The sequence below is a fragment of the Hoeflea sp. CAU 1731 genome, assembly GCF_039888615.1.
Lineage (GTDB): Bacteria > Pseudomonadota > Alphaproteobacteria > Rhizobiales > Rhizobiaceae > Flavimaribacter.
This window is the reverse complement of the sequence record NZ_JBDQQS010000038.1, coordinates 1-7,775: the sequence shown is the minus strand read 5'-3', so window position 1 is coordinate 7,775 and position 7,775 is coordinate 1. Positions and strand designations below refer to the sequence as shown.

At 59.2% G+C, this 7,775-nt stretch carries 11 protein-coding genes; 6 read left to right on the top strand and 5 right to left on the bottom strand.

What is annotated here, in order from left to right:
* The first annotated feature begins 361 nt into the window (after positions 1 to 361).
* Positions 362 to 580 carry a hypothetical protein gene (locus tag AAFN47_RS27850; protein ID WP_499812460.1) on the top strand — a complete coding sequence of 73 codons (219 nt, stop codon included), beginning with the start codon at positions 362 to 364 and terminating at the stop codon, positions 578 to 580.
* Between the two features lie 60 nt (positions 581 to 640).
* Positions 641 to 862: a hypothetical protein gene (locus tag AAFN47_RS27845; RefSeq protein WP_499812459.1), complete on the top strand. Its 222-nt coding sequence runs from the start codon at positions 641 to 643 to the stop codon at positions 860 to 862.
* A gap of 9 nt (positions 863 to 871) precedes the next feature.
* Here AAFN47_RS27845 and AAFN47_RS27840 read toward each other — a convergent pair whose 3' ends face one another.
* The 4 genes from AAFN47_RS27840 to AAFN47_RS27825 form a co-directional block, all read right to left on the bottom strand.
* Complete coding sequence (locus tag AAFN47_RS27840; RefSeq protein ID WP_220228533.1) at positions 872 to 1,321, bottom strand: MarR family winged helix-turn-helix transcriptional regulator; 450 nt, start codon at positions 1,319 to 1,321, stop codon at positions 872 to 874.
* Positions 1,322 to 1,343: 22 nt separating this feature from the next.
* Complete coding sequence (locus tag AAFN47_RS27835; RefSeq protein WP_499812458.1) at positions 1,344 to 2,621, bottom strand: TRAP transporter large permease; 1,278 nt, start codon at positions 2,619 to 2,621, stop codon at positions 1,344 to 1,346.
* A complete protein-coding gene (locus AAFN47_RS27830) occupies positions 2,618 to 3,103 on the bottom strand; it encodes a TRAP transporter small permease (protein WP_499812457.1) in 486 nt (161 codons plus the stop codon). Before AAFN47_RS27830 ends, AAFN47_RS27835 begins: the two co-directional genes overlap by 4 nt.
* Positions 3,104 to 3,192: 89 nt before the next feature.
* Entirely contained in the window at positions 3,193 to 4,191 is a 999-nt protein-coding gene (locus tag AAFN47_RS27825; RefSeq protein WP_499812456.1) for a TRAP transporter substrate-binding protein, read from the bottom strand.
* Positions 4,192 to 4,350: 159 nt separating this feature from the next.
* On the opposite strand from AAFN47_RS27825, the gene AAFN47_RS27820 reads away from it, so the two are divergent.
* Genes AAFN47_RS27820 through AAFN47_RS27805 form a run of 4 tightly spaced genes read left to right on the top strand, consistent with a single transcriptional unit; the run spans position 4,351 to position 7,305 of the window.
* Positions 4,351 to 5,076, top strand: coding sequence for a 2-oxo acid dehydrogenase subunit E2 (locus AAFN47_RS27820; protein ID WP_499812455.1), 726 nt, complete (start codon positions 4,351 to 4,353; stop codon positions 5,074 to 5,076).
* Complete coding sequence (locus AAFN47_RS27815) at positions 5,073 to 5,318, top strand: biotin/lipoyl-containing protein (protein ID WP_499812454.1); 246 nt, start codon at positions 5,073 to 5,075, stop codon at positions 5,316 to 5,318. The genes AAFN47_RS27820 and AAFN47_RS27815 overlap by 4 nt, the downstream gene beginning before the upstream one ends.
* A complete protein-coding gene (locus AAFN47_RS27810; protein ID WP_499812453.1) occupies positions 5,315 to 6,316 on the top strand; it encodes a thiamine pyrophosphate-dependent dehydrogenase E1 component subunit alpha in 1,002 nt (333 codons plus the stop codon). The genes AAFN47_RS27815 and AAFN47_RS27810 overlap by 4 nt, the downstream gene beginning before the upstream one ends.
* Complete coding sequence (locus tag AAFN47_RS27805) at positions 6,313 to 7,305, top strand: alpha-ketoacid dehydrogenase subunit beta (RefSeq protein WP_499812452.1); 993 nt, start codon at positions 6,313 to 6,315, stop codon at positions 7,303 to 7,305. The genes AAFN47_RS27810 and AAFN47_RS27805 overlap by 4 nt, the downstream gene beginning before the upstream one ends.
* Before the next feature lie 9 nt (positions 7,306 to 7,314).
* On the opposite strand, the gene AAFN47_RS27800 is transcribed toward AAFN47_RS27805, so the two are convergent.
* The gene (locus tag AAFN47_RS27800; RefSeq protein WP_499812451.1) at positions 7,315 to 7,467 is read right to left on the bottom strand and encodes a YjiS-like domain-containing protein; all 153 of its coding nucleotides are present in this window, start codon (positions 7,465 to 7,467) and stop codon (positions 7,315 to 7,317) included.
* Between the last annotated feature and the right edge of the window lie 308 nt (positions 7,468 to 7,775).

Below are 7,775 nucleotides of genomic sequence, written 5' to 3'. Positions count from 1 at the left end.
CCGAACATATGAAGACCTTTGGAAGGCCGTCGGACATGTCTGCAGCCTGTTCACACCGCAAGAATGCTGGAACTACTTCAGATCAACAGGATGCGTTGCATACTAATCGCCCGTTGCTCTAATGTTCAAATTGGGGCCGTCAGGAGACTGTCAGGTTTCTGACCGAGTGGAACTCAAAGTGGACATCCAATATATTTCCCACTGTTTCAATTGCGTCACCGGCTCGACGGCGAAAAAGTGCCATTTTCATCCGTCAAGTGCGCTTCGGCTTTCGACCCGGAGTGGACCTCCGATCAGACTTCAGCGAATGTCGGTATCCTGGCCCGTTCAAGACGTTCCATCTATGTCGCAGACATGGAGCATGAATACGGGGTTCTGGGATGCGGAGGGGCTCGCCGGAATACGCCTTCCCATGCTGTTTATCGCCGACAGCGACGACGATGTCTCCGGCTATGAAAAAGGAACCCGGGCGATCTTCGAAGGCGCGGTCAACACGGATCGGTATCTGCTTACCTTCCAGTTCGCCAACCACAATGCGGCCGCGCCGATGCCGGCTCCGGCCGAATCCTGGGAACCGTAGGAGCATCTCGATTTCGTTCCCATCGAATACTACGCGGACGCTGTCTGGGATACCGTACGGGTGAACAACATCACCCAGCACTTTGTCATCGCCTTCTTCGGCGAATACCTGAAGCGTGACAGCGAATTGGTCACCTATCTGGACGTGGTCGAGAACTCCGGCGACGGGGTGGTCGCGCTCAATGACGACGGGACCGAGAAGCCCGAGCACACCTATTGGAAAGGTTTCACTCCGCGGACCGCAAAGGGGCTCACACTGGAGCACAAGACAAAAGGCGAATAGCTGACGTCGTCACTCGACAAGCTTGCCGAGGAGGCGTGACAGCGTCTCCCGTTCCCTGGCCGTCAGCCTGGAGAGAAAATTGTCCTGGTGCTCCAGGGCAGTCGGGGCCAAGGTATCGAAAAGATCCCATCCCTGATCCGTCAATTGCCACTGGTTGCGTTTGAGATTCTCCGGGTCCTTGCGATGCGAAACCCTTTTTGCCTTTTCGAGGCTGCGCAGGGACCGGCTGACGGTCATCTTCTCCATGTTGAGCGATCGCGCGATTTCCTCTCCGGAGCTCATCGGACTGGCGGCAAGTGCATTGATCACGCGCCATTCCGACAGGGTCAGCTTCAGCCGCCTGCTGTGCTCCTCCATGAATGGCTTGACCATCCGGTTCATCGTCAGGATGAGGCGGTAGGCAACCGTATCGCGAAGGCGTATGTCCCGACGGGGTTCGGAGGGATGATTTGCGGTCATGGATTTCCGTTCGGATAGTGAATCAACCGGGCAACCATAGTGTAACGGCGGGAACGAGGACAATCGTGGTCAGCAGGACAAGGAGTGCGAGTAGAAACGGCATCGTCTCCCGTACCACTTGGAGCGCCGGCGCCTGCGCCTGGGCAGCGGTGATGTAAAGCAGGATCCCGACCGGAGGCGTGATCAGCCCGATCGACGTCGAAAGGACGACGACGATGCCGAGATGCGTAATATCAATGCCGCTTGCCAGTGCAGCCGGCACCAGCATCGGTACAAGTACGACGAGGATCGTCACCGGTTCGAGTATTGTGCCGGCGATGATGAGGCCAAGCGCGATCAGCGCGAGGATGGTGGTCGGGCCGAACTGCATGTCCAGCAGGAATAGTGCGAGATTGTTTGCCACGCTGAGCCGGGCGACGATCCAGATGAAGGCGCCTGAAACGCCGATGATGATCAGCACGCGAGCAGCGTCGAGGGCCGCCTGCACGACGCCCTGGAAAAGCTGCTTCAGATTGGCTTCCCGATAGATCACAGTGCTGACGATCGTCGCATAGAGGGCGGCCACGGCGCCGATCTCCGATGTCGTGGCGAATCCGCCGACAAGTCCGACAATCACCAGAACCGGCATGAGCAGTGCCAGAAAACTGGCGCGGAAGGCAGCAATGAGTTCACCGGTCCCCTGCCATTTCGAAGCTGGATAGCGGCGCCGGCGGGCGATGATGTAGGAGGCGACCAGCAGGAATGCGCCCATCAGAAGTCCTGGAACGATACCGGCCAGGAACAGCGAGCCTACTGACGCACCGGTGAACAGGGCAAAGATCACCATCGGGATGGATGGTGGTATGACGAGCCCGATAGTGGCGGAGGCGGCAGTCACCGCCGCTGCATAGGAGGGGCTGTATCCATCCCGCTTCATGGCAGGGATCATGACCGAACCGACGGCGGCAGCATCTGCAACGGCCGATCCGGATATGCCCGCGAATACGACGCTGGCCGCGATGTTCGCGTGGGAAAGGCCGCCCCTGATATGGGCGATCATGGCGCGGGCAAGCCTGAGCAGCCGGGCGCTCATGCCGCCGACATTCATGATCGTGCCGGCCAGGAAGAAATAGGGGATGGCCGTGAAAGCCTGGTTGTCGAGGCCCTGCTGAAATGTCTGGACGACCACCAGCGGCGACATCAGCGGCGCGAAGGCGATGGCAAAGACGACTACCCCGAACGCCATCGACAAAAAGACCGGCACGCCGGTCAGAATGGCGATCAGCATGACGCCGAATAGGGTGGCGAGTTCGGCAATCATGAAGTCTGATCCGAAGCGGAGGTATATCGGCTCCCGGTCGCAAGATTAAGGAGGCCCGCGATGACGAGCAGCAAGGCGCCCGCCATCATCGGGTAGTATTTGATATCGCCGGTCGTTCCCAGCGACGGGATGTCGATATTGGCAAAGGCGGCAAGCGCATCCTGCCCGTAATAGAGGAGTGCTGCGCCACCGGCCACGATCCCCGCATCGACGACGAGTGCCAGTGCAGATGCCCTGCCTTTCCCGCTGCCCGATATCAGTTCGACGGCGATGTGGCCGCGCATCAGCCAAAGCGCCGGTGCGCCGATCCAGGCGAGAGACTGCATCAGGATGACCGTGACATCTCCGGTCCATACAAAACCCGACCCGGCGAAATAGCGCATGATCACCTGGACGATCTCCAGCATCGTCATGGCGACAAGCAGCGCGGCAAGCATGACCGAGAGTGCCTTAGTCAGCAGGCTGTGAAACCGTTTTGCCATCTCACCTGTCTCGTTGCAGTTTCGCAGCCGGCAGGATCGGCCGATTTCTGCAAACGACCGCCTGCCGGCATCCCGGCAGGATCACTATGTCACATATTGTGCATTTCGTCGTAGAGTCCGGCCGGCCAGGCCTTTCCGTCGAGACCGCCAATCATGCCCGACACCGCTTCCATAAACGCTTCCCTGTCAGGTTCGGTGACAGTTACGCCGAGCTCATCGAGCTTTGCATAGGCATCTTTCATCTGCTGTTCGTAAATGGCCTTTCCGTCTTCGCCGGCCTTGCTTGCGGCTTCGAGAACCCAACCTTGCTGCTCCTCGGAGAGGTTGGCCCAGGACTGCGGCGAGAAGAACACGCCAACTCCCGAACGCAGATAATCTATCGGCGTGTAATTCGCCTGATCCTCGTAATAGCCCGCTCCGACGAAATCGATAACGCCGTTGTCCTGACCATCGACGAGGCCTGTCTTGAGTGCGAGTACCAGTTCGGATGCCTTGAGCGGCGTTGCGGTGGCGCCCCAGCTCTCGAAGGCTTGAATGATAAAGGGGTGACCCGGTGTCCGGATCTTCAGGCCCTTCAGGTCCGCCGGAGTCTTGACCGGCGTGTTCTTGGTCGAAACGGCACGTGGCGGGCGGTCGCCGACGAAACCGGCATAGACGACGCCGGTCCTTTCCTGAACGTCAGCCATCATCTCCTTGAACTTGTCGGAGTCCAGGAAGCGGTGGAACTGCGCCTGGTCCTTGAACAGGAATGGCGCCCAGGTAACGAGGAAGGGCGCACCTTCTTTCATCATGATGATGGCGCCTATATCGATGAGATGGATATCGAGCGAGTTGGTCCGCGTCTGAACCCACATTTCCGGAGGGCTGCCCAGTGCTCCGCCCGGAATGATCTCTACGGACATGGTGCCACCGGAAAGCTCCCTGAGATTGTCGGCGAAGCGTTCGGCAGCCTGATGATAGGTGGTTTGCGGCGGGGCGACGTGGCCTAGCGTGAGTTTGACGGTATCCTGTGCAGAGACCGGCGCCAATGCCGACGATCCCATGACTGCGGACATCCCGATAGCTGCCAACGTGTGCTGAATTTTCATGATGTTCCTCCCTGATCGAGTGTGAATTTCACGATCTATATGTAACATATGTTACTAAAAAGAATTTGTCATCAACAATTTGTTCTACTATCGACATGACGGTTTCATATTGACGGATGGCGAGTTAATTAGTAACAAATGTTACAAAGGGAGGATAATTTGGATTACGAAATCCGTCAACTCAGCACCATGCAGCGCATGGCCAGCCGAAACATGCTGCGCATGGTTCAGGAGGCGGCCGGTGTTACCGTTCACGCCGAATTCGCAGTGGACGGACTGGTTGCCTTCCTCGATTCCCTCAGTTCCGAAAGTGTCGGTCGTGGCAAAGTCACGGCAACCCATGTGCTGGTGAAATGTCTCGCTGTCGCCCTGCAAAACCATCCGTCGTTCAATGCCCATTTCGACGGATCGGAACTGAAATGCTTCCGCTCGGTCAATATCGGTCTCGCGGTGGCGACGGATGGTGGCGATCTGATCGTTCCGGTCATACCGGCGGTCGAACAGCTCACGCTCGATGAGGTGTCGGTCTGCGCCCGTGATCTTGCCGCCCGTTCCCGGGCTGGAAAGCTGCAGCTTTCCGAGACAAAAGGGGCGACCTTTACTCTGAGCAGCGTCGCGGGTTTTCCTTCGGTGGTGTTTGCGACGCCAGTCGTGCCGCTGCCACAAGTCGGCATACTCGCAGTCGGTGCGATCCGTCAGGTGCCGGTCGCAGCTGACGGCAAACTCAGGCTGGGTCACATTTTGCCGGTGAGCCTGTCCTTCGATCACCGGTCGGTCAACGGTGCAGCGGCATCGGCTTTTCTCGAAACCCTTTCTCGGATCGTCGGCGATCCGGTGAAACACCTGAAATCATGCGAAATGCAAACCGGGAAAACTGAAACATGATCGACATCACTATTCCGGATGTGGGCGAAGGCGTGACCGAAGCCACCATCGTGCAATGGAACTACAAGGTTGGCGACATCGTGGACAGGGGGGCCGTCATCGTCGAGGTCATGACCGACAAGGTGAATATGGAGGTCGAGACCGAAAGCGGCGGCTGTCTTGCTGAAATTCTTCACCGGGCCGACGAGGAACTGCCGGTCGGCACGGTGATCGGGCGCATCGATCCGGAAAGACAGTCATGAAGAATGTACAGGCAACGGGCACGGCGGGCTCGAACCAGCTCCACTTGGAACTCTATCATTTGATGACCATGTCACGTGCACTCGATACGGTCATCGGCGAGCATGACGGCCACTGGCACGGTCTGGAAGGCGAGGAGGCCGTGGTGGCAGGTGTCTACCACGGGCTGCGTCCAGACGATGTCCTGGCGCCACATTACCGGGGCACAATCATTGCTGCCTATGCCAAGGGCGCGGACCTCAGGACCCTGCTTGCAGGCGCCATGGGGAAAACGACCGGCTACAATATGGGACGCTATCGCGGCGACATCTGTGGTCCCGCCCAGTACAATCTGATCGGCCTTTACTCCGGTTCCCTCGGGCCGCCGCTCGGCTATGCGACGGGCGGTGCACTGGCAGCGAAACTGGATGGGCGGGATGACGTGGCTGTCGCCGTGTTCGGTGACGGCGGCTCCAGCCGTGGTGACTGTCATGAAGCGATGAACCTTGCATCGGTGCAGAAATTGCCGGTTGTTTTTGTCTGCCAAAACAACCAGATCGCCATCTCCACTGACCAGAAGAGGGGTGTCGGCGGGTCGGTGGCCGAACGTGGCCGTAGTTTCGGCATGCCGGGCGTTGAAGTCGACGGCAACGACGTCCTTGCTGTCCACGGCGCCATGCAGGAGGCGATTGCCAGGGCTCGCGCCGGCGATGGTCCGACGACCATCGAGGCTGTGACTTACCGGGTCGCCGGCCACTTCTACTCGGACGCCGAGGACTATCGCGATCAGGAAATCGTGGAAAAATGGCGGGAGCGCGATCCGATCCGCGCCTACCGGTCATGGCTGGTCAAAGAAGGTGTCCTCGACGAGGCCGGCCTCGACCGGATGGACGAGGAAGCACGCCTGCAGGCGCAAACGTCAATGGAACAGGCGATTGCCGATCCGGCGCCGACGGCAGCGGATCTGGCCCCGGAACTGGTCTTCGCACCGGACACGGCGAGGGAAGGAGAGCGCCCATGACGAGATTGACGTTCCAGCAGGCCTGTGTCGCGGCCATTGCGGAAGAGATGCGCACGGATCGGAACGTCTTCATCCTCGGCGAGGATGTCGGCGCCTTCGGTGGACCACTGAAATCGACCAACGGCCTGTGGGAGGAGTTCGGCGCGGAAGGCCGTGTGATCGACATGCCGATCTCGGAAGGCACTTTCGTCGGAGCGGCAGTGGGTGCTGCCATGCGCGGCAAACGGCCGATCGTCGATCTGATGTTCCTGGAATTCCTCGCGCTCGTCACACAGCAATTCGGGCTGGACGCCGGGGCGATGCACTATTATTCCGGCGGGGCGATATCGGTACCGATTGTCATGCGTGCGAAATACGGGGTCGGTCCCTTCCACGGCCATGCCTATGATTTTCATAGCTGGCTGCAGAACATTCCTGGCGTCAAGATCGTTGCGCCGTCCAATGCCGTCGATGCGAAAGGCCTGATGCGGGCTGCAATTCGTGACAACAATCCGGTGCTCTTCCTCGAGCACATGGCACTGTACCATGCCGGCCGCATGGAGGTGCCCGACGACGACGACTTCCTCGTGCCGATCGGCAAGGCGGTGATCCCCCGCCGGGGGTCCGATGTCACCATCGTCGCTTCTGCGTTGATGACCAAACGATCGCTGGCGGCAGCCGAGACGCTGGAAGCCGAGGGAATTTCGGCCGAGGTGATCGATCTGCGCACCATCGTTCCCCTGGACGAGGAGACGATCCTGGAGTCCGTATCCAGGACGGGGCGGCTGGTGGTCGTCAGCGAGGCGATCAAGACCGGCGGTTCGCACAACGAAGTCGTCTCCGTCGTTGCCGAACAGGCCTTTGACAGGCTACGGGCGCCGATCCTTCGGGTTGCGCCGCCGCGCGTACCGGTTCCCTTCCACCGGGATATCGAAAAGGCGTACCTCCCCGATGCTGCGGATATCATCGAAGCGGTGCATCGCGTGACCCGTCATTCCATTCCTGCCTGACGAAACAGACTACTTGTCCCGCCAGTGCCGGTCGCTGACGCGGATCGTCATGCCAATGTCGCGCAACAGGTGGCTGGACAGATCGCCCAGATGCTGTCTCTGACGTCGTCGAGACATCTCGATGCCGCAGTCCCTCCGAAAAAAGCGGTTGGCCTTGAACATGGTAATTCTCCTCGCAATGCCTCAGTGGCGGGTGTCTTCGTCACGCTTGGTGACGAGCATGACGACAGCCGGCCCAGCAACAACAAATGCGAGTATTGCGCTTGCGTCCGCAGAGACCGACCGGCGAGCGCCCTTTTGGCGGGCGGCGGCGTGTCAGCCTATCGTTGAATGAACGTCTCCTTCGTGCTGATTTTGATGAAAAAGTCGCCTTGATTAGGCCTTTGTCGATTGATTCAGTTTCTCAAGTGATTTGGGAGGCTGATTGCGATGATGGGCAAGCGAAAGGAATGTCAGGCGGCACTGTTCTA

Bases quoted from the DNA above. Each gene is read 5' to 3' on its own strand.
- AAFN47_RS27850 (WP_499812460.1), top strand. From the start codon at position 362: ATGAATACGGGGTTCTGGGATGCGGAGGGGCTCGCCGGAATACGCCTT.
- AAFN47_RS27840 (WP_220228533.1), bottom strand. From the start codon at position 1,321: ATGACCGCAAATCATCCCTCCGAACCCCGTCGGGACATACGCCTTCGC.
- AAFN47_RS27835 (WP_499812458.1), bottom strand. From the start codon at position 2,621: ATGATTGCCGAACTCGCCACCCTATTCGGCGTCATGCTGATCGCCATT.
- AAFN47_RS27830 (WP_499812457.1), bottom strand. From the start codon at position 3,103: ATGGCAAAACGGTTTCACAGCCTGCTGACTAAGGCACTCTCGGTCATG.
- AAFN47_RS27825 (WP_499812456.1), bottom strand. From the start codon at position 4,191: ATGAAAATTCAGCACACGTTGGCAGCTATCGGGATGTCCGCAGTCATG.
- AAFN47_RS27815 (WP_499812454.1), top strand. From the start codon at position 5,073: ATGATCGACATCACTATTCCGGATGTGGGCGAAGGCGTGACCGAAGCC.
- AAFN47_RS27810 (WP_499812453.1), top strand. From the start codon at position 5,315: ATGAAGAATGTACAGGCAACGGGCACGGCGGGCTCGAACCAGCTCCAC.
- AAFN47_RS27805 (WP_499812452.1), top strand. From the start codon at position 6,313: ATGACGAGATTGACGTTCCAGCAGGCCTGTGTCGCGGCCATTGCGGAA.
- AAFN47_RS27800 (WP_499812451.1), bottom strand. From the start codon at position 7,467: ATGTTCAAGGCCAACCGCTTTTTTCGGAGGGACTGCGGCATCGAGATG.